This window comes from Olsenella phocaeensis (assembly GCF_900120385.1).
GTDB classification, from domain to species: Bacteria; Actinomycetota; Coriobacteriia; order Coriobacteriales; family Atopobiaceae; genus Olsenella_I; species Olsenella_I phocaeensis.
In genome coordinates this window covers 832,196-851,722 of record NZ_LT635494.1, presented here as the reverse complement: position 1 = coordinate 851,722, position 19,527 = coordinate 832,196, and the positions used below count along the sequence as shown (strand labels likewise).

General features: G+C 66.0%; 18 protein-coding genes and 1 pseudogene. 6 read left to right on the top strand and 13 right to left on the bottom strand.

The window, feature by feature from the left end; translation table 11 throughout:
• Positions 1 to 24 precede the first annotated feature (24 nt).
• From BQ7388_RS04005 to rpsA, 6 genes and pseudogenes are all read right to left on the bottom strand, one after another.
• Positions 25 to 867, bottom strand: a complete 843-nt coding sequence (locus BQ7388_RS04005) for a PRD domain-containing protein (RefSeq protein WP_072499834.1) — start codon at positions 865 to 867, stop codon at positions 25 to 27.
• Between the two features lie 317 nt (positions 868 to 1,184).
• A complete protein-coding gene (locus BQ7388_RS04000; protein WP_062530470.1) occupies positions 1,185 to 1,406 on the bottom strand; it encodes a type II toxin-antitoxin system RelB/DinJ family antitoxin in 222 nt (73 codons plus the stop codon).
• Positions 1,407 to 1,646: 240 nt separating this feature from the next.
• Positions 1,647 to 2,072 carry a class I SAM-dependent methyltransferase gene (locus BQ7388_RS12900; RefSeq protein ID WP_234946823.1) on the bottom strand — a complete coding sequence of 142 codons (426 nt, stop codon included), beginning with the start codon at positions 2,070 to 2,072 and terminating at the stop codon, positions 1,647 to 1,649.
• A gap of 56 nt (positions 2,073 to 2,128) precedes the next feature.
• Positions 2,129 to 2,569 (bottom strand): annotated as a pseudogene (gene coaE / locus BQ7388_RS12895) (dephospho-CoA kinase); the annotation flags it as partial.
• Positions 2,570 to 2,734: 165 nt separating this feature from the next.
• On the bottom strand, positions 2,735 to 3,145 hold the full coding sequence (locus BQ7388_RS03985) for a hypothetical protein (protein WP_062529677.1): 411 nt from the start codon (positions 3,143 to 3,145) through the stop codon (positions 2,735 to 2,737).
• 255 nt (positions 3,146 to 3,400) lie between these two features.
• The gene (gene rpsA, locus BQ7388_RS03980) at positions 3,401 to 4,573 is read right to left on the bottom strand and encodes a 30S ribosomal protein S1 (protein WP_062529675.1); all 1,173 of its coding nucleotides are present in this window, start codon (positions 4,571 to 4,573) and stop codon (positions 3,401 to 3,403) included.
• Positions 4,574 to 4,832: 259 nt separating this feature from the next.
• Between rpsA and BQ7388_RS13320 the strand changes: the two genes are divergently transcribed.
• The 5 genes from BQ7388_RS13320 to BQ7388_RS03955 all read left to right on the top strand — a co-directional run bounded on the left by BQ7388_RS13320 (position 4,833) and on the right by BQ7388_RS03955 (position 8,126).
• On the top strand, positions 4,833 to 5,483 hold the full coding sequence (locus BQ7388_RS13320; protein WP_456319909.1) for an HAD family hydrolase: 651 nt from the start codon (positions 4,833 to 4,835) through the stop codon (positions 5,481 to 5,483).
• Positions 5,484 to 5,677: 194 nt separating this feature from the next.
• A complete protein-coding gene (locus BQ7388_RS03970; RefSeq protein ID WP_062529670.1) occupies positions 5,678 to 6,979 on the top strand; it encodes an L-cysteine desulfidase family protein in 1,302 nt (433 codons plus the stop codon).
• A gap of 26 nt (positions 6,980 to 7,005) precedes the next feature.
• Complete coding sequence (locus BQ7388_RS03965) at positions 7,006 to 7,260, top strand: hypothetical protein (protein ID WP_072499833.1); 255 nt, start codon at positions 7,006 to 7,008, stop codon at positions 7,258 to 7,260.
• Positions 7,261 to 7,348: 88 nt separating this feature from the next.
• Complete coding sequence (locus BQ7388_RS03960; protein ID WP_072499832.1) at positions 7,349 to 7,684, top strand: hypothetical protein; 336 nt, start codon at positions 7,349 to 7,351, stop codon at positions 7,682 to 7,684.
• Positions 7,668 to 8,126, top strand: coding sequence for a PIN domain-containing protein (locus BQ7388_RS03955; protein ID WP_062529666.1), 459 nt, complete (start codon positions 7,668 to 7,670; stop codon positions 8,124 to 8,126). The genes BQ7388_RS03960 and BQ7388_RS03955 overlap by 17 nt, the downstream gene beginning before the upstream one ends.
• 96 nt (positions 8,127 to 8,222) lie before the next feature.
• On the opposite strand, the gene BQ7388_RS03950 is transcribed toward BQ7388_RS03955, so the two are convergent.
• The 7 genes from BQ7388_RS03950 to BQ7388_RS03920 all read right to left on the bottom strand — a co-directional run bounded on the left by BQ7388_RS03950 (position 8,223) and on the right by BQ7388_RS03920 (position 16,766).
• Entirely contained in the window at positions 8,223 to 8,597 is a 375-nt protein-coding gene (locus tag BQ7388_RS03950; protein WP_062529664.1) for a heavy-metal-associated domain-containing protein, read from the bottom strand.
• A gap of 90 nt (positions 8,598 to 8,687) precedes the next feature.
• Positions 8,688 to 9,173: a ribonuclease HI gene (gene rnhA / locus BQ7388_RS03945; protein WP_197414909.1), complete on the bottom strand. Its 486-nt coding sequence runs from the start codon at positions 9,171 to 9,173 to the stop codon at positions 8,688 to 8,690.
• 101 nt (positions 9,174 to 9,274) lie between these two features.
• Positions 9,275 to 10,123 carry a metal ABC transporter permease gene (locus BQ7388_RS03940; RefSeq protein WP_062529661.1) on the bottom strand — a complete coding sequence of 283 codons (849 nt, stop codon included), beginning with the start codon at positions 10,121 to 10,123 and terminating at the stop codon, positions 9,275 to 9,277.
• The gene (locus BQ7388_RS03935; protein WP_062529659.1) at positions 10,123 to 10,887 is read right to left on the bottom strand and encodes a metal ABC transporter ATP-binding protein; all 765 of its coding nucleotides are present in this window, start codon (positions 10,885 to 10,887) and stop codon (positions 10,123 to 10,125) included. Before BQ7388_RS03935 ends, BQ7388_RS03940 begins: the two co-directional genes overlap by 1 nt.
• A complete protein-coding gene (locus BQ7388_RS03930; RefSeq protein WP_062530373.1) occupies positions 10,887 to 11,894 on the bottom strand; it encodes a metal ABC transporter substrate-binding protein in 1,008 nt (335 codons plus the stop codon). Before BQ7388_RS03930 ends, BQ7388_RS03935 begins: the two co-directional genes overlap by 1 nt.
• Positions 11,895 to 12,165: 271 nt before the next feature.
• The gene (gene polA, locus BQ7388_RS03925) at positions 12,166 to 14,889 is read right to left on the bottom strand and encodes a DNA polymerase I (protein WP_072499831.1); all 2,724 of its coding nucleotides are present in this window, start codon (positions 14,887 to 14,889) and stop codon (positions 12,166 to 12,168) included.
• Positions 14,890 to 15,347: 458 nt separating this feature from the next.
• Positions 15,348 to 16,766: an NAD(P)/FAD-dependent oxidoreductase gene (locus BQ7388_RS03920; RefSeq protein WP_072499830.1), complete on the bottom strand. Its 1,419-nt coding sequence runs from the start codon at positions 16,764 to 16,766 to the stop codon at positions 15,348 to 15,350.
• A 406-nt stretch (positions 16,767 to 17,172) separates the two neighbouring features.
• On the opposite strand from BQ7388_RS03920, the gene BQ7388_RS03915 reads away from it, so the two are divergent.
• Positions 17,173 to 19,269, top strand: coding sequence for a glutamine synthetase III family protein (locus tag BQ7388_RS03915; protein WP_072499829.1), 2,097 nt, complete (start codon positions 17,173 to 17,175; stop codon positions 19,267 to 19,269).
• Positions 19,270 to 19,527 lie beyond the last annotated feature (258 nt).

The window sequence follows — 19,527 nt, the reverse complement described above, 5'->3', positions numbered from 1 at the left end:
GCGACGCCGCCGGCGCCGTGGGGGCTATTGGGCCTTGAGGAATTGGTTGACGTGCATGGCGAGGTAGAGGCGCTGCTCGCTTGTGCACTCCCAGGAGCTGCGCTTGCGGAGGTGCTCGACGATGCGCTCGGTGCAGGCATAGGCGGCAGGGTAGGCCTTGCGAATCATGGCCAGCATGCCATCCGCGTCGATGCCCCCCTCGGGCGGCTCGGCGTCGCCGAGGAGGACCGAGACCAGGTAGCGCAGGTGCGTGATGAAGCGGGTGTAGGCATAGCACTTGTGGTCCAGCACCCCGCCCGCGAAGGACTCCACGATGGAGACGATCTCCTCTATGAGCTCGGTGCTCTCCATGACCAGGTGCATGCCGCCCGCCCCAGAGGCCTGGTCCATCTCGGCGCTGACGATGTGCACGGCAATGGTGTAGGCCTCGGAGTCGGGCAGGCGAATCCCGCAGCAGCGCTCGCAGACGTCCAGGTCCTTCCAGCCCACCTCGACCTCGCGCGGATACACGATGCCGATCTGGGTCGAGAGCGGGTTCTCGAGGTGGATCCCGCCCTCCTCTCGACTGATGGCGAACTGCAGGTGGTCGGCGAGGGTCAGGACCAGGTTGGGATTGAGCTCGCCGAAGCGGTCGCCTGCCAGCTCGATTATCTCCGCGGAGGCCTCAAGCACCTTGTCAGAGAGCGAGACCAGCATGGGAAGCAGGCTCTTGTCGATGCCATAGAAGGCGCACTCGATCTGCGTGGAATCCTTGAGCTCGTAGGGAGTCTTGGGAAAGCCGATACCACGACCGAAGACCACGAGCTTGCGCCCGCTGTCATCCAGTGCGATGGCCACGTTGTTGTTTATCTTGCTGACGATAAACATAAAAATACTCCCTGGAACGGCACAGCGACAGGTGGGCCATGGGGCCCGACGCCCGCGCAAGTGATGCCTCCGAGGAGTAACAAACCTGCTGAATCGAGGAGCATTCTAGAGCATGCTTGGCATGCGCGCAAGGAGGAAGAGGACCCATTTTGGAATCCAGACGACAGGCGCGCCAGAGGCCAGACGCCTCTGGACCCAAGTCATGGCCAGGCGCGTCTGGCTAGTGCCACATGCAGCGGAGGGAGTTCGAGACGTAGGCGCTGCGCATGCGCGAGGTCATCGTGCAGGGAAGGACCCTCGCAAGCAAGATGGACACCCTAAGAAAGCGCCACCGTATCTCCGCGCGCATCGGCGATCCCCCCATCCCCCACCTTCGGGGCGACTATCTCGAACGGAAACGTACCGGCTCGGTTGAACGCCGAGATGAACATCCGGATGGCGTTGGACGGCGTGGTCCCGATCTGCTCGGTCGCCTCGAAGAAGCGGTCCTTCTCGTCGGGAAGGACCTTGGCCACCACCGGCGTCAGCTTTTCCTTCATGTTCACCCCTGCGAGCTGTTTTTTGCTACGTTTTGCTGCTGCATTGGTATTACTTCGTATGCCTTAGGTATACCAGATAATACCAATGGATCAGCTGAGAAAGACGGGCATTTTGCAGGCGGCGCCCAGGCTCGCGCGGAAGGCAGGCGGGGCGGTCGCCATGGAAGAGGCGGCGGGCCCATCGGGACCTACCGCCTTGGCGTCAGTCAACCATGTCGGCGCCCCGCCAGGGGCTCGCACCTAGCGCACGGCATCCACCGCAATCCAGCCCTCGTCGCTCAGGTGACAGCGGCAGGAGGCGAACCCCGCCCTCAGCACGAGCTCCTCGTATCCCTCGGGCGAGAGGACCGTCAGGTCGTACCTGCGGATGTTGGCCAGGGTGTCGGGATCGAGCCCCTCCCGCAGGTACACGTCCGCCACCAGGAGGAAGCGGCCCACGGGACGGATGACGCGCGCCACCTCGCACAGGTTCGCCTCGGGGTCGGGCCAGAAGTAGAAACTCTCCACCGTGGTCACCACGTCGAAGCTCGCGTCCGCGAAGGGTAGCTCGGCAACCGACGCGCAGACCACGTCCATCCTGCCCTCTGCGATGGCCTCGGCGTTGGCCAGGCGGGACTGCTCGCACGAGACCTCGGAGTAGTCGAGGCCCGTGACGTGCCCGCGCATGGCGCCGTCGCCCGCAGCGGCGATGCGCCGTCCCAGGCGCCCATGCCGCGTGCCACCGCGCGCTCGAGCCTGGTCGGAGCGGGACAGCTCACCACCAGGACCTCGTCGGCAAGCGCAAGCAGGTCCTGGACGCGGTCGAGCAGGGGCACCTCCACCACGACGCAGGTGGGAGGCGCCGCCTCGGCCCTGGCCTCGTCGAGGAGCCGACCCAGGCGGGACTTGATGTGCGGGAGCTCGATGGCCTCGAGGCGGGACGTCCCCTCGGGCGTTGCAAACGCGCGACGGGCCAGGAGCCCTCGGTCGAGCTCTCCCGTCACGGGATCGAGCAGGTCGGCCCCGAAGGTGGCCGCGACCTCCACGAGGCACGGCTCGCCTGGAGCCAGGACGTCACGAGACAGCTGGTCGAGGTCGATCACGCGTGCCCCGCGGGCCGCAAGGAGACGGGTGACGGTCGACTTGCCCGATGCGATGCCGCCCGCCAGAAACACCACGTACATGACCCCTCCCCTCTTCCGTCCGTCGGGCATCCATCATCGCATGACGGTGGGACGCCCTTCTCGCTTCCATCAAATCGCTGGCTGCCGACGACCCCATCCGCACAAGCCAGGCGCGGCCGGACGAATCCGACCGCGCCTGGGGTGCCGACAGATTGCTCGTGAAGGCTAGGAGCGCAGCTCGAACTTCTCCCCGCAGCGAGGGCAGGTGACCCTGACCAGTCCCTTGCCGCGCGGCACGCGCACCACCTGGTTGCAGCGCGGGCAGCGGGCATGCTTGTACTCGCGGCTCTCCTTCAGGGCAGCGGGGGGGTTGCGCAGCCACAGACGGGCCGGCCCGAGACGCTCCATCACGGCCTCGTTCTCCTTGCGACGGGCGGCCACATCAGGGGAGACGATCCTGAACACGGCATAGGCGACAAGGAGGACGACGACCACAGTGAGCCAGACCTGGCGCGCGAAGATGTTGACGACGGCGAGGACGAGGGCGAGAAGCCCGGCGCAGACTGCGAGCTCGTCGGCCCCATTGCGACCACGCATGAACTCCGCGGCCTTCCTGTTAAGATTGGCGTTAGCCATCACGTACCCCTTCTCGCTTCGTGAATCCCCCGTCGGGACCCGCCCGCTGGGCGCCTGTCCCTTTCAGGATGCCCGTTCGCAGACGCAATATTCCCGCACGCCCGACAACGCGCACCACAAACCCATAGGATAGCGCAGACGCCATCCCACGGCACCGGAGCGGGTCATGCGCACCCCCTCTCCCCGGTCTCCCGCAAAAAACGGGGCCGCCCGAAGGCGACCCCGTCAACGGCAAAGCAGGCAAGAGCCAGGAGGCTACTCCTCGACGGGAGCCTCCTCGTCGTCATCCTCGGGCTTGTCGAGGGGCTTGACCTCGACCTCGACGCCCAGGGTCTCGGCGGCGGACTTCATGGACAGGGAGATGCGACGACGGTCGAGGTCAATCTCCATGACCTTGACCTGCACGGTATCGCCCACGGCACAAACCTGCGCGGGAGCGTCGACGTGCTGCTTGGCCATCTCGGAGATGTGGACCAGGCCCTCGACGCCGTTGCCCAGGTCGACGAAGGCGCCGAAGGTGACGAGCTTGGTGACGGTGCCCTCGACGATGGCGCCCACGGGATACTTCTTGACCAGGGTCCTCCAGGGATCCTCGGTGGTCTGCTTGAGGCCCAGCGAGATGCGCTCGCGGTTGAGGTCGACGTCCAGGACCTGCACCTCGACCTCCTGGCCGACCTTGACGACCTCGGAGGGGTGGTTGACGTGGTTCCAGGAGAGCTCGGAGATGTGGATCAGGCCGTCGATGCCGCCCAGGTCCACGAAGGCGCCGAAGTCCACGATGGACGAGACGGAGCCCTTGAGGCGCATGCCAGGCTGGAGCTTCGAGAGGATCTCGGAGCGCTCGGCCTTGCGGGCCTCCTCAAGCACGACGCGACGGGAGAGGACGACGTTGTTGCGGTTGCGGTCCATCTCGATGACGCGAGCCTCGATGCGGGTGCCCAGGAAGGCGTTGAGGTCCTTGACGCGACGGAGGTCGACCAGGGAGGCGGGCAGGAAGCCGCGCAGGCCGATGTCCAGGATCAGGCCGCCCTTGACGACCTCGATGACCTCGCCCTCGACGTTCTCGCCGGCGTTGAACTTCTCCTCGACGCGGTTCCAGGCACGCTCGTACTCGGCACGCTTCTTGGAGAGGATCAGGCGACCCTCCTTGTCCTCCTTCTGAAGGACCAGGGCCTCGATGCCGTCGCCCAGGGCGACGACGTCCTCGGGGTTGATGTCCTTGCGGATGGAGAGCTCGCGAGAGGGAATGACGCCCTCGGACTTGAACCCGATGTCCAGCAGAACCTCATCGTGCTCGATCTTGACGACGGTGCCCGTCACAAGATCGCCCTCATCGAAGTCGGTGATGGTACCGTCGATGAGGCTGTTCATCTCCTCGTCTGAGACGTCATCCAGGGAGAAGATGGACGAGTTCTGAATCTCACTCAAAGGTGGACCCCTTTCGAAAACGGGGCCCCGATCTACATGATCGCTGCCTAGGGCGCTCTGCTGGTGCGTCGCGCAATCGGGAACTTACATGCTCTCGGGGGCCGACAGATACAGTCGTGCGGCACCTTGCCACACGTTGGACAGAATACCTTGACAAGATGGGGCATTTCAAGGTTCGCGAGCTTAAATCTGTATTTCCACGAGTCATGCCCGATGCCCGGCGGCCCCAGGCGACCGGGTGGGTAAGCTAGGGCCAGCAATGACGGAAGGGAGCTGCCCCCTCATGATCAAGGCCGTCCTCTTCGACCTGGACAACACCCTGCTCGACATCAACCTCAGCGCCTTCATCGCCCGCTACCTCTGGGCGGAGGCGCGCGTGCTCGCACGCATAGGCCGCACTCCCGTGCCCGTGGCCTATGCCTGGCTCTCGCGCTGCTACCTCGCGGTGGACTCCGCCACGCGCCAGGACGACCTCACGGGACGCGAGCTCTTCGACAAGACCTACCTGCGCCTCTCGAGCGTGCCGCTGGATGACCCGGCGGTCAGGGGTGCCATCGACTGCCTCGAGGGGGAGTGGATCGACCACCTGCGCGATGGGGTCACCCAGGCCAGGCCGCGCCCGGGCGCGCGCCGCTGCGTCAGGCGCGCGCAGGAGCTGGGATACACCGTGGCCCTGGCCACCAACCCGGTCTTCTCGCCCGCGGTGGACAGCGCACGCCTGAGATGGGCGGGACTGGACGACATCGACTTCGGCCTCGTCTCCACCCTCGAGAACTCCCGTCGCTCCAAGCCNAGATGTGTAATAAGAGACAGCCGCATACGTGGGCCACGGCTGGCCCAGGGCCGCCGTCTGGCGCGGGAGCATCGGCAAGCTCGCGGACGAGCTGGGCGAGCTCGTGGCGCGACTTGACGCCGAGGACGAGGGTCACCGCTAAGGTCTGCGCACGGGACTCTTGACGGTCCCACGGCAGCTGGCCCTTTGCCGTTCGCCTTCACAATTCGGAGCCAGCGTGCGCACAGTTTTTCTGGCCCGCCCGCACGTTCGCACATGATATACAGTGCATCCTGTCAAGACGCGCACGCCCATCCTAGCTGGAGACCCGCATGGACCGAAGCTCGTACCTCAACCACGTCGCCATCCTCAACGAGGAGCTCGTCTGCGCGCTGGGCTGCACCGAGCCCATCGCCGTTGCCCTCGCGGCCGCCCTCGCAACCCGCACGCTAGGGCAGCGCCCCGAGCGCCTGAGGGTCGCCTGCAGCGGCAACATCATCAAGAACGTGAAGAGCGTCACCGTGCCCAACTCCGGCGGCATGCGCGGCATCGAAGCAGCAGCCGCCCTCGGCGCCATGGGTGGGGACCCCGACGGCTCGCTCGAGGTGCTCCAGAGCGTGAGCGAGCAGGACCGCCGGGACGCGCGCTCCCTCGTCGAGGATGGCCGCTGCGAGGTCGAGCTCGCGGAGGGCGTGCCCAACCTCTACGTCCGCGTGGTCGCCCTCGGCCAGGGCCACGAGGCCGCCGCCTGCATCGAGGAGCGCCACACCAACGTCTGCGAGCTCTCCCTTGACGGGGTGGCGACGGGCGTGGCGACCACCTCGGGGGGACCGGGTGAGGACGCAGGCGAGAGGCCTGCGGCAGACCGCTCGGCGCTCTCGCTCAGGTCCGTCTGGGACTTCGCCCACGAGCTCGAGCTGTCTGACGTGGACGAGCTGATCAGCGGACAGATAGAGACCAACCAGACCATCTCGAAGGCGGGGCTCGAGGACCGCTGGGGCGCGAACATCGGCTCCACGCTGCTCGCGAGCCGTCCCAACGACATCTCGTGCAAGGCCCGCGCGACCGCCGCTGCGGGGTCGGACGCCCGCATGAGCGGCTGCCCCCTTCCCGTCACCATCTGCTGTGGCAGCGGAAACCAGGGGATCACCTGCTCGCAGCCCGTGCTCGAATACGCCCACGAGCTCTGGAGCGACCACGAGACGCTGGTCCGCGCCGTCGCGCTCTCGGACCTCGTGGCCGTGCACGTCAAGTACTTCATCGGCGAGCTGAGCGCCTTCTGCGGCGCGGTGAGTGCGGCCTGTGGCGCCGGCGCCGGCATCTGCTACCTGCGCGGCGGGAGCTTCGCGCAGTTCGAGGCGACCATCGTGAACACCCTGGCCAACGTGGGCGGCATCGTCTGCGACGGTGCCAAGCCCAGCTGCGCGGCAAAGATATCGGCTGCCGTCGACGCGGCGATACTGGGTTGCGACATGGCGCTCGCGGACGACAACTTCCTCGCGGGCGACGGCCTGGTGGGCAAGGACGCCGAGGAGACCATCCGGTCCATGGGCTATGTGGGACGCGTGGGCATGCACCCAACCGACGTCGAGATCCTCAACATCATGATTGGCAAGACGGACACGTCCCTGTAGCCCCGTCGCACGAGGAGGCGGTCGGCATGTTGCCGGGCACCAATTGGAAGGAACCCTGGAAGCCCGTCGAGGGCAGCTCTTGGTGGAGCGAGATGCTCGAGGAGGATCGGCAGCAGATCGAATCGAACAGGGCGAAGCTCCAAGAGGAGAGGCCCATCCGTTCCCGCCGACTCCCGCTCCCCCTCTGGGCGCGCCTCCTCGTCGTGGCGAGATGGTTCATTTGGGCAATCGTAGTCGTCGTGCTTGCCTGCGTCGCCATCGAGCTCATGTCCCTCACCTGAGCGAACCAGCAGAAAGCCCACAGAAAAACAGCTCTTGCCTTCTCTTCTGTATTACAATATTACCATAAAATAGAGGAGAGGAGCTGCAATGGACGCCATGGTCACCGCGCGCGTGCCCGTCGAGGTTCGCAACCAGGGAAACGCCATTCTGAAGCGCATCGGTTCGAGCCCCACGAAGCTCGTGAACGCAGCCTACGACTACGTGCTGAGACATGAGTCACTGCCCGACCAGGAGCCTTCCGCTCCCGCAGCAGGAGGGGAGCCCCAGAAGACCGTACGCATCATCACGCCAGAGATCCGGGCGCAGATCGAGGCCGCATTTGCGGCTGTGGCACTACCCACGCCTGTCGGGGGCTGGGACCCTCACGACTACAAGGAAATCATCGCCGAAGGAAAGCGGGCTGACTATGAAGCTTTTGGTTGATACTAACGTCCTGCTCGACTTCTTCGAGACGAGACAGCCCTTTGTCGAGGACTGGAAAAGGGTTTATGTCATGAGCTGCTTTCGCGATGCGGAGCTATGGATGTCCGCCAAGTCATACGCGGACATCTTCTATGTTGCACGAAAGCAGATGAGCAGCAAGACGGTACAGAGATCAATCATCGAATGCCTTTCCCTGGTCAAGACATGCGCCATAGATGGGGAGGACATCCGCTGGGCAGCAGAGCAGGGCTGGAAAGACTTCGAGGACTGCGTCGTAAGTAGGGCGGCACAGAAGGTGGGTGCCGACTACATCCTTACCCGCAGCGTGGAGGGCTTCGAGCGCTCGGCCGTCCCTGCCATCACCCCCGCCGACTTCCTGGCCCTTGTGGAGGAGAAGTACCACCTCATCTACGAGGAGATGCCCATGGCGCCTCTTACCTAGGCACGTCGCTCCTCAAGCGCCCGCTGCCCCTCAGGCGTCTGCGGCCCGCATCCCAAGTCCGACGACCAAGCCGACGTCCACCTTTGACGGGTGTGCCTAGGAGATGACGCGGTAGCCTGCCTCCGAGACCACTTCCCTATAGGCGTCGAGGTCGACAGGCTGCTTCGAGAGGACGTGGGCAGTCCGCGTGTCGAGGTCGACGCGCGCCCAGGTGCCCTCAATCGAATCGAGGGCGTTCTCGACGTTCCGCGCGCAATTCTGGCAGCTCATGCCCGCAACGGTGAGGTCTGTCGCGTAAGGGTAGTGCGCCTCGTCAGTGTCCTCAATCCTCGTCGCGCGGAACTTCTTCCCACTCGGTTTGGCATCGCCCGAGCAGCAGTCACGCCTGCCAGTGGCAGTTCCCACGGCACGGCGCAGGCCAAAGAACATGCCAATCAGAACGGCGACGATGATGATGACGTCTACGACCATGCGATTCCTCCAAGGACCATAAGTTTGACGTGGCAAACTATAGCACTTGGCAAAATGACCATGCGAGGCGCGCAAGGCAGACGAGAAGGCCTACCCCTCAAAGCCAGCATCCTCAAGGAGGGGTCCCAGCAGGCCGTCGGCGGCAGAGGTGGCAAGCTCGTCGCAGCGCTCGTTGAGCTCGGCCCCCGCATGTCCCTTGACCCAATGCCAGCTGAGCTCGTGGGGCTTCGCCGCCGCCAGCAGACGTTTCCAGAGGTCGGGGTTCTTGACCGGCTGCTTGCTGGCCGTCTTCCAGCCCTTCTTGAGCCACCCCCAGACCCAGCCCTTGTTGAAGGCGTTCACCACGTACTGCGAGTCAGAGTGGACTTCCACCTCGCAGGGACGCCTGAGCGCCTCGAGCGCGCTGATGACACCCAGTAGCTCCATGCGATTGTTCGTGGTGCGGCGATATCCCTGGGCGAGCTCCTTGACATGCAGCCCACCAGAGGGGTCGACGTAGCGCATGACCGCACCATAGCCGCCCGGTCCGGGGTTGCCACGCGAGGAGCCGTCCGTATAGACGACCACATGCATCATGGCTGGCTCCTCTCGCTTCCCGAAAGCCACCCCGTGTGGCTTGCGTGGTGCGGGCCATTGTACGACAGAGTGACAGCCCACGCCGCGCGAGCGGCCAGCCCCTACACCAGGCTGCCCCTGTGACGCAGCTCGACGATGAGTCCATGAGGGCCAAAGACACAGGCCAGCGCGAAGAGCAGGCCCAGGACCACGCCAATCATGCCACCCGAGGAGGCGTCGAGGACGTAGCTCGCCCAGATGCCCAGCACGGTGGCGATGGCGGCGACGAGCGGTGACAGCCACAGCATCTTCCAGAAGCTGTCAGTCAGCATGCGTGCCGTGGCACCCGGGGTGACGAGCATCGCCACGGAGAGGATGATGCCCACGGCCTGCAGCGACACCACGACGGTCACGGCGAGGGCGCCCAGGAGGACGCCACTCAAGAGCTGGGGTGACTTTCCCAGCGCCTGGGCGTGCATGGGGTCGAAGGCGAAGAGCACGAGGTCTCGCTTGAGCATCAGGAGCACCGCGAGCACGACGGAGGCGAGCACGATCACCTGATGCATGTCGGGCACACCGACGCCAAGGAGGTTGCCAAAGAGGATGTGTGAGAGGGACACCTGGCTGGGGACCTTCGAGATGAGCACGGTCCCCAGCGAGAACAGGGTGGTGAACACGATGCCCATGGAGGTGTCGGCGCGGATCTGCCCGCTCCTTCTCACCACACCGATGAGCGCCACCGCCAGAAGCGCCGCGACGACGGCGCCCACGGCGTAGGGAAGGCCCAACATGTACGAGACGACCACGCCGGGCAGCACGGCATGCGATATGGCGTCGCCCATGAGCGACCAGCCCACGTGTATCACGTAGCAGCTGATGACCCCGCAGACCAGGGCCGTGGCGAGGCCCGTGACGATGGCGCGCTGCATGAACGCGAACGAGAGCAGATCGAGCACGGCCACGTCCTCCATCAGGCCACCAGCTCGCGTGCGCGATGGTCGTCCACCGAGAACGCGCGTGCCAGCATCTCCGGCCTGAGCGCCTCGTGGGCAGGGCCCTGGAAGACCACGGACCTCCTGAGGAGGATGACCTGATCGAATTCCTCCGCCACCATGTGCAGGTCATGCACCGCCACGAGCAGCGTGATTCCCTCACCCGAGAGTTCGCGCATGAGCGAGGCGAGCGTGGCCTCGGAGCTCTTGTCGACTCCGGCGAAGGGTTCGTCCATCAGCATGAACCGTGCCTGCTGCGCCAGGGCACGCGCGACGTACATGCGCTTGGTCTGCCCTCCCGAGAGAGAGGCGATCGGACGGTGGCGCAGGTCCTGCAGGCCCACACGCTCGATCGCCTCGTCCACTGCGGCATGGTCTGCGCGAGAGGGGCCACGCAGGGGGCCAATCCTACCGTAGCGCCCCAGCATGACCACGTCCTCCACGGAGAGGGGGAAGCCCTCGTCCGAGACGTCACGCTGCGGCACGTATCCCACGAGCCCAAGGCGACGGGCCCGCGCGGAGTCGTGGCCGTCGAAGCTGACGCTCCCCCGCTGGGGCCTCTCGACGCCCATGATCACCTTCATGAGCGTCGACTTGCCTGCCCCGTTGGGTCCCACCAGGGCGCAGAGGCTGCCTCTATCGAGACCGATGCTCACGTCCTCGAGCGCCGGATGCGTGGCACGCGAGTATCGCAGGGTGACTCCCTCCACGCGAAGGGAGTCACCTGAGGCGGTGTGCGACATCAGCGTGCTCCTCCCGTGAGGCCGTCCACGATGGTGCGGACGTCGTAGCGCAGCAGCTCGAGGTAGCTGGACACCACGCCACCCTCCTCCGAGAGGGAGTCGACGTAGAGCACATGCCGGGCATCCGTCGCGAAGGACGCGCCGGTCTCGTCCGCCACCTGCTGCATCGCCTTGGGGCTCACCGTAGACTCACAGAACACGCAGGGCACCTTGGACTCCCTCACGCGCTTGACCACGCCTGCGATCTGCTGGGGCGTGCCCTCGTCCTCGGCGTTCACGGGCCAGAGGTAGACCTCCGAGAGGCCGGCGTCACGGCAGAGGTACGAGAACGCACCCTCGCAGGTCACCAGGGTGCGCTGGTCCTGGGGCAGGCCATCAAGGCCCTGCTCCATCTCGTCGGCAACGGACTGGAGCTCCCTCTTGTACTTCTCGCCGTTGGCCCTGTAGTCATCCGCGTGCTCGGGGTCGAGCTCCGAGAAGGCCTTCACGATGTTGTCAACGTAGACCATGCCGTTCTTGGGCGACATCCATGCGTGCGGGTTGGCGTTGCCCTGGTACTCGCCCTCCGAGATCTGCATGGGCTCGACGCCCTCGGAGAGGTTGGCGCGACGTGCGCTGGAATCGCTCATGAACTTCTCGAACCAGCGCTCGAGGCCCAGGCCATTCTCGAGCACGAGGCTCGCCCCCTGGGCACGCTTGATGTCGTCGGGCGTGGGCTCGTAGTCGTGGATCTCGGCGCCAGGCTTGGTGATGGACTGGACGTCCAGATGGTCGCCGGCGACGTTCTGTGCCATGTCCTGGATGACGGTGAAGGTGGTCAGGACCACGGGCTTCTGAGCCGCGTCCTTCGTTGTGGCGTCCGTGGTAGGGGTGCCTCCCGAGCAGCCAGAGAGGGCGAGGCTCAGCATGAAGGCGCAGGTCAGGGCAACGATGCAGGGCAGTGCCTCATGGGCCAGAAGGGCGAGCCGCGCCGTGCGGCTCCCGTCGAGGGAGGCATATCGTTCCATGTAGCTCACGGGTCTTCCTTTCGAATCCCGACAAGGTCGAGTCCATATGGCATTAGTTAGTCTTATCTAACTTTATCGCCCACAGTGTATGACAGATAGTTAGACATGGCAAACTTATTAGCATGAAAAGAGGTCATTCTCCCCACGGAATGAGAGTGGGACCCTCTCCCCATACGGTCCTTGTGAGGAGAAGGTCCCATCTACCAGCGACGATGGAGGCTGCCGGCGTGGCCGCCCAACGTGGTCGCCCAACGTGGTCGTCCGATGCCCCCTACTTCGCCTCCGCCCAATTGGAGCCGAAGGAGACGTCGGCAATCAGCGGGACGCGCAGCTTCACGACGCCCTCCATGGTCTCCTTCACCAGGGCCGAGAGTGCCTCCACCTCGTCCTTCGGGCACTCGAAGTCCAGCTCGTCGTGGATCTGCAGCACGAGCTTGGAGCGCAGTCCCTCCTCGCGGAGCCGCGCGGCCACCTGGACCATGGCGATCTTGATGATGTCAGCCGCCGTTCCCTGCATGGGGTGGTTCATGGCGGTCCTCTCGCCAAAGGAGCGCAGCTGGAAGTTGCGGCTGTTGATGTCCTTGATGTGGCGCTTCCGTCCGAAGGACGTGGCGACCCATCCGTTCTTGCGGGCAAACTCCACCTGGGCGTCCAGGAAGGCACGAACGCCGGGGTACACCTCGAAGTAGCGGTCGATCATCCGCTGGGCCTCGTCGCGTGGGATGTGCAGCGAACTGGAGAGGCCAAACGCCTGCTGCCCGTAGACGATGCCGAAGTTGACCGCCTTGGCCCGGCTGCGCAGCTCGTGCGACACCTCCTCGACAGGCACACCAAACACGCGCGCCGCGGTTGCGGCATGGAAGTCGGCGCCCTCGCAGAAGGCCTCGACCAAGTGCTCGTCGGCAGAGAGGTGGGCGAGCAGCCTGAGCTCGATCTGGGAGTAGTCACAGGCGAGGAACACGCTGCCCTCGGGCACGGTGAAGGCCGTGCGCACGCGGTGTCCCAACTCGGAACGGGTGGGGATGTTCTGCAGGTTGGGATCGGAGCTGGAGAGCCGGCCGGTCGCCGCGACGGTCTGGTTGAGCGTGGTGTGGATGCGGCCGTCCTTGCGGATCAACGCGGGCAGCGCGTCCAGGTAGGTGCTCTTGATCTTGGCGCGCTCGCGGTAGTCGAGCACCGTGCGCACGCGCCCGTCCTCGCTCGCCAGGTTCTCGAGGGTCTTGGCATTGGTGGAATAGAAGCCCTTCTTGGTCTTCTTCAGCCCGAGGGTGGGAAGTCCCCACACGTCAAAGAGCACATGGCTCAGCTGCTGCGGGGAGTCGAGGTTGAAGTCCTCCCCCGCCGCCGCCTTGACCGCCGCGACCATCGAGCCGATCTCTTCCCCGAGCTCCGCGGACTGCGCCGCGAGCGCGGCGGGGTCGGCGTGCAGGCCACAGCGCTCCATCTGCAGGAGCACCGGGAGCAGGGGCATCTCGAGCCCCTGGAAGAGCCTGAGGGAACCGTCCTCCTCGAGCCTGCGCGCGAGCTCGGGCCTAAGGAGGCGTGCCGCAAGCGCGTCGACGCCCGCCTTGCCGACCTCGTCCGTCGCGGCGGGCAGCGGCACGTCGAGGTACGCCCCGGCAAGGGCCACGGGCGAGAAGTCCGCATCGTCCGACGCCAGCAGGTAGCCTGCCACGCCGACGTCGAAGATGCGCGCGGCGTCCAGCTCGCCGACCTCGACGAGGGCGGGTTCGGAGGAGTCATAGGGGCAGGCTAGGTGCAGCAGGGCCTTCGCGTCGCCCGAGGCGAGCCGACCCTCGCGCGCGATGCGGGCGAGGGCGCTCGTGGCGTCGGAGGCGGCGAACTTGAGCAGCGCGGCCTCGGTGCTGACCCAGACGGTCAGGGTCTTGCCGTCGCCCAGGTCAAGCGCCAGCTGGCCACCAGGGCCCTCGACCTCCTCGAAGGAGGCGCCCAGCCACTCGCCGGCGGCAAGGGCGACGTCCAGGGCCTTGCGCGCGTCGTCGCCCTCGAGCGGGGCATCGAGGGTGACCTGAGGGGCCGGCGACTGCTCCGGGACGTCCTCGACGCCGGCAAGGCGCACGATGCGCCCGGTCATGCCCGTGAACCCAAGGGCAGAGAAGGCCTCGGCCACCTCTGCCGGGTCGAAGGTGGGAAAGCGAGCGTCCTTGAGCTCGAGCTCGAGCGGCGCGTCGGTCCGGATCGTGGCGACCTTGCGGCTAAGAAGGGCGTCGTCCACGTGGGCGCGGAGGTTCTCTCCCATCTTGCCCTTGACCTCGTCCGCATGGGCTATGACCTCGTCCAGGTTTCCGTACTGCACGATGAGGGCCGCCGCCTTCTTGGGGCCGATGCCGGGAACGCCGGGGATGTTGTCCGAGCCGTCTCCCTTGAGGCCGTAGAAGTCGGGCACGAGCTCGGGTGTGACGCCATGGTAGAGGTCGTCCACGCTCTCGGGCGTCATGATGGCGACGTCCGAGGTGCCCTTCTTGGTGGAGACGATGCGCACCCTCTCGGTCGCGAGCTGGTACATGTCGCGGTCGCCGGTGACCAGCAGCATCTGGTAGCCGGCCTCCTCTCCCCTGCGGGCGAGGGTGCCCAGGATGTCGTCGCCCTCCCAGCCCTGAAGCTCCGCCACGGGCACGTCCATCGCGCGGAGCAGCTCCTTGACCATGGGGAACTGCTCGTGGAGGTCGGGGTCCATGGGGGGGCGCTGGGCCTTGTACTGGGGCAGCATGTCAATACGGACCTGCGGCCGGCCCTTGTCGAATGCGCAGATGATGCCATCGGGGCGGAAGGTCTCGACGAACTTGACGAACATGTTGAAGAAGCCGAAGAGTGCGTTGGTGGAGCGTCCGTCCGGCGCGCTCATAGGCTGGCGGATGGCATGGAAGGCGCGGTGCATGAGCGAGTTGCCGTCGATCACGGCGATGGTGCGCTGCTCCGCGGGCTGCGCGGTGGGCTGGGCCTGGGCGGCCTCGGTGCTTGGCTGGTCTGGCATGGGTGCTCCTTGCTGTGGTCGAGGGACGTTCGCGAGCGCGATGGCCCCAGGCCCCATTGTACCCGCGGGCAGGGACGGCGGCGGAAGGGGCGAGGAGCCTGGGATAGGTCCCCGACGACGTCCGGCGCGCGTCTCAGCTGCTCGAAAACGTCCAACACGTCCAAGGCACCAGAGAACTCGCAGGTCGCGGTTCTTGCTCAGACGCGTTGGACGCTGTCGGGCAAAAGTAGCGCGCATTGGACGCTGTCGGGCAAAAGTAGCGCGCGTTGGACGTTGTCGAACGGGGCAGGCACGTTTTCGGCACGCCGCGCTCCAGCCAACCGTTCAGGACTCGCCCGAGATGACAGCAAACTGCAATCTCGAGCGAGTTCTGAACGAATCGGACGAGATAGGCCAGGCCACCCGGCCGGGACCCAGCCCGGCCGGACGACCCCGACCCCGCCGAATGTCTCCCGGCCCTACCGCACTGCGTCGGCCTCGGCCACGGCCTGCATGGCCACGGCGCCGACGTAGTTGACGGGCTGGCCGAAGTTGGGCTGGAAGAAGAAGTCGAAGCCCGCCAGCTCGTCGATGGTGTTGTGGTTGTGAATCGCGATCGACACCGCATTCGCGGCCTGAGAGATGTCATGCCTGCAGGCGAACTGCGCCCCCTTGACCTCGCGGGTCGTGGGGTCCCAGGTCAGGACGCAGGTAACGGGCTCGGTGGTGAGCATGAAGTCGGGACGGAAGTCCTGCACCAGCGTGGTGGAGGCGACCTCGACGCCACGCGCCGCAGCGCCCGCCACGGTAAGCCCCGTCGCCGCGAGCGAGAGGTCATAGAGCTGCACGGCCGAGGTCGCCTGCGTGCCCAGGTAGGCCTTCGTGGGCTCGACGGCGTTGGCCCCCACGAGCAGCCCCTGCCTCACCGCGTTGGTGGCCAGGGGGATGTAGTCGTCCTCGCCCGTGGGGTTGTAGAGCACGGTGGCGCTGTCACCCGCCGCGAACACGTCCTGACAGGGCTCCGCCTCGGGCATGCCGTCCTCGTCGAGCAGCGTCGCACGCATGTAGGGGTCCACCCTGATGGCCCCGTTGCGCAGCATGTCCAGCTTGCCCTGGAAGAGCTCGGTCCGGGGAGAGAAGCCCGCGGCCATGATCAGGTAGTCGACGCGGCGCTCGACCCCACCACTCGTGACGCTGACCCCCGCCTCATCCGCCTCGACCCTTTCGACCATCTGGCCGAAGGCCAGCTCCACGCCATGGTCGCGGTAGGCTTCCTCGACCAGGCGGGTGACGTCCTCGTCGAAGTTCTTCGCGAGTGCGCGATCGAGGCCGTCGATCAGCGTGACCTTCGCACCCATGAGTGAGGCCTGCTCAGCGAGCTCGGCCCCGATGTAGCCCGCGCCCAAGACGGCGACCGACCTGGCGTCGGACATCCTCTCCTTGATCTGGCGACCGTCGTCCCAGTTCTTGCAGCGCAGGACGCGACCGGCCTGGAAGCCCTCCGCCAGGCCGGGAATGGGCGGAATCACGGGCTTGGAGCCGGTGGTGACGACGATCTTGTCAAACGGGAGGGTCCCCTCGCCCTCGCCGTCGAGCTCGCGCCAGGCCAGGGTCTTTGCCGACAGGTCGACGGAGGTCACGTCGCAGCGCATGTGCATGGTGGCGCCGAGCTCGGCCAGGGCCGCCGGCGAGGAGTAGAACATGCGCCTGGGGTCCGACACGTGGCCGCCCACCCAGAGCGCGATGCCACAGGAGAGGAACGAGAGCGTGTCGTTGCGCTCGAAGACGTGGACCTGCCAGTCGGGATGTGCTGCGAGGATCGACTGGGTGGCAAAGGTCCCCGCGTGGGTGCAGCCCACGACGGCGACGGTCAGGGCCCCATTCTTGCTGTCTGGCATCAGTGCTTCCCCTCTCTTCCGGTGGCGCTTCCTGCGCCCTCGTGCCAGCTGCGGGAGGGAATGCGGTCACTCTCGCCCCTGGCCTCTTCGCTTTAATGTTACCTAATTACTAACAGTTTTGAGGCGAGAGGGACGGACACATTTTGGGACGAGAGGAACGGCGGCCTTTGCGGAGACCCTCACGGGGATCGTCGCCCCACCCGCGAACGACGCGTCCCCTCTCACCCAGCCACGCCAAGTCGCAAGCGCATGGGGCAGGCGGGGCACCCGAGCGCAGCCAATGCCCGCATTTCGTGTCGGTGGCCGTTCACTCCCCTTTAACAGGGGTCAGGTAGTGTACCTTTCGGAAAGAAACGCAGGCCCGGGCCACCGCGGAGCGCGGGCTCACAGGGGAATTGGGGGCACCATGTCAAAGGACAAGGTTTCCGAGGAATACGGCAGCCTGGTCTTCACGGACGCGGACATGCAGGACCGGCTTCCCAAGCCGACCTACCGCGAGCTCCGGCAGACCATCGACGACGGCAAGCCCCTCGACCTCGACATCGCCAACGAGGTCGCGCATGCCATGAAGGAGTGGGCGCTGGAGAAGGGCGCCACCCACTTCACCCACTGGTTCCAGCCGCTCACGGGCATCACGTCCGAGAAGCACGACAGCTTCATCAACCCCAAGGACGACGGCACCGTGCTCATGGCGTTCTCGGGCAAGGAGCTGGTCCAGGGCGAGCCGGACGCCTCGAGCTTCCCCAACGGCGGCCTGCGCGCCACCTTCGAGGCCCGCGGCTACACCGTCTGGGACCCCATGAGCCCCGCCTTCATCAAGGACGAGGTGCTCTGCATCCCCACCGCCTTCATCAGCTACACCGGCGAGGCGCTGGACAAGAAGACCCCGCTCCTGCGCTCCGAGGTGGCCCTCGAGAAGCAGGCCAAGCGCGTCCTGGCGCTCTTCGGCAAGGAGCCGCGGCGCGTGGTGACCACCTGCGGCCCCGAGCAGGAGTACTTCCTCATCAAGGAGGAGGACTACGAGGCGCGTCCCGACCTCATCCTCTGCGGCCGCACCCTCTTCGGCTGCGAGCCCGCAAAGGGCCAGGAGCTCGAAGAGCACTACTTCGGCGCCATCCGCCCCTCCGTCAACGCCTTCATGAAGGAGGTCGACGACGAGCTCTGGAAGCTCGGCGTGCCCGCGCGCACCAAGCACAACGAGGTCGCGCCCTGCCAGCATGAGCTCGCGCCCATCTTCGAGCAGGGGCCGCTCGCCATCGACGACAACCTCATCACCATGGAGAAGCTCAAGCTTCTGGCCACCCACTACGGCCTGGCCTGCCTGGAGCACGAGAAGCCCTTCGAGTACGTGAACGGCTCGGGCAAGCACGACAACTGGTCTCTTTCCGCCGACGGCGAGAACCTGCTCGAACCAGGGGACAAGGCCGAGGACAACCTGCAGTTCCTCGTCTTCCTCGCCTGCCTGGTCGCGGCCGTCGACGAGCACGCCGACCTCTTGCGCGCCTCCGTCGCGTCCGCGGGCAACGACCACCGCCTGGGCGCCAACGAGGCGCCCCCGGCGATCATCTCGGTCTTCCTGGGAGACGCGCTCTCGCCTGTCGTCGACGCGCTCATCCGCAAGGAGCACGCCGAGTCCCACGACCGTGAGCTCGTCGACCTGGGGGTGCCCGCCCTACCCGACGTGCTGCGCGACAACACCGATCGCAACCGCACCAGCCCCTTCGCCTTCACGGGCAACAAGTTCGAGTTCCGCATGTGCGGCAGCCAGCAGAACCTGAGCGACCCCAATGTGGTGCTCAACACCGCCGTGGCCGAACAGTGCGACCGCTTCTGCTCCTACGTGGCGGACCGCATCGACGAGCTGGGCGACTTCACCCAGGTGGCCATGCGCTTCGTGCGTCACACCTTCCGCGACCACCAGCGCGTCATCTTCGACGGCAACGGCTACGCCGACGAGTGGGAGGAGGAGGCGGCCCGGCGCGGGCTCCTCAACCTCAAGACCACGCCCGACGCCCTCCCCTGCATGGTCGAGCCCCAGAACATCGCCTTCATGGAGAAGTACTCCGTCCTCAGCGAGGCGGAGAGCCGCGCGCGCTACGCCGCCGCCGCCGAGCAGTACGCGAAGCTCATCAACATCGAGGCGAACACCATGGTCTACATGGCGCGCCACCTGTACCTGCCCGCCCTCTTCAGCTACTCGGGCGACATCGCGACCTCCGTCGCCGCCAAGGCCGAGATCGGCATCGCCGCGACGGCCGAGAAGGCCACCGTGGTCGCACTCACCGACGGCATCAACGCCATCCACGAGGCCGTGGCAGAGCTCGAGGAGAAGAACTCCCACGCGCATGGCATCGCAAGCTGCAAGGAGCAGGACGACTTCTACCGCGACGAGGTCATCCCCGCCATGGCGCGGCTGCGCGAGCTGGTGGACGGCATGGAGAGGATCTGCGGCAGGGACTACTGGCCCGTGCCCAGCTACAACAGGATGCTCTTCTACGTCTAGGCCGCCGCGCGTGCGTGCTGCCCGCAAGTGCGTCCGTCGCGTGTCTCACCTTGCCGACGACGTCCAACGCGTGTCTCATTTCATTGACAGCGTCCAACGCGTCTGATGCCTCCGCGTTTGCCCAGTTGGCGCGCGGCGCTCAGACGCGTTCGACGTAGTCGAACATCAAATAGACGCGCTGAGCGTAGTCGCGCACTGGGTTGACGCGTTCGACGTAGTCGCATAGCGGACAAACGCGTTGGACGTAGTCGCGCGGCA